Origin of the sequence: Bombilactobacillus bombi (assembly GCF_013607485.1) — a bacterium.
Lineage (GTDB): Bacteria > Bacillota > Bacilli > Lactobacillales > Lactobacillaceae > Bombilactobacillus > Bombilactobacillus bombi_A.
In genome coordinates this window covers 1-890 of the sequence record NZ_SCHP01000135.1, presented here as the reverse complement: position 1 = coordinate 890, position 890 = coordinate 1, and the positions used below count along the sequence as shown (strand labels likewise).

Annotated in this window: 1 pseudogene; it reads left to right on the top strand. The window is 32.7% G+C overall.

The annotated features are described in order from the left end of the window. Positions 1 to 278: 278 nt before the first annotated feature. Positions 279 to 890: pseudogene (locus EQ827_RS08800) on the top strand (hypothetical protein); the annotation flags it as partial.

The following is an 890-nucleotide window of genomic DNA, read 5'->3' as shown; positions in this document are numbered from 1 at the left end:
AATAATAATGAAATTGAGATTATCGAAGTTTATTAGAGTGTAAGTTTTTGGCTTACAACTATTTGGTATTCGTTAATCAGAAAAGACCTGAAACAAATATTTGTTTCAGGTCTTTTTTGATTTTTAAGCGAGTTACTTAATTGTCGTCGTTAATTTATGTACTAAAAGCTTAAGCAGCTGCTTTTTTGTCTTAAAAAAATTTTAAAAATTGCTTTTTAGTCGTACTTTAGCGAGTGAGTATGCAATAATATAGTTTGGATTATTTACAGGAGAGTAAAATGGCAGCTAAAAAACGTACTAGAAAAAAGACTACTAAAAAGAAAAAAACTGCTAATTATACTATTAATATCAGTGGCTTAATTTTAATTTTTGTCTCGATTTTTGCGGGCTTAAAATTAGGTTTAGTAGGGCGCTTTTGTGCTAATATTTATCGAATTTTGGTAGGCAATGGTTTTGAAATTTTGGCCATTGTCTTGATTATCTTGGGTATAGTGATGTTTTTTAGTGGAAAGATCCCGCGCATTGGTTGGAAACGCAATTTGGGACTTCTATTATTAATTGTAAGCATTTTGGCGATTATGCAGGCGATACTTTTTCAAAGACTTGCTTTAAATAATGATATTCTAGGGGTTTCTTGGCGTTTATTGGTAACTGATTTAAAAAATAGTCAAGTCGCCACGGACGTCGGTGGGGGAATGCTTGGTGCTTTTTTGTTTAGTGTAGCACAGCCGCTATTTTCTTTAATTGGTACGGTTTTTGTGAGTTGTATCTTGGCAGTTGTAGGGTTATTAATGTTTTGTGATGTTCAATTGGATCAAGTTATTCAATTAGGTCAGCAAGGCATGAAGAGGCTGCAGGCTGTTTTTTTACATTTACAAGAACTTTATGTT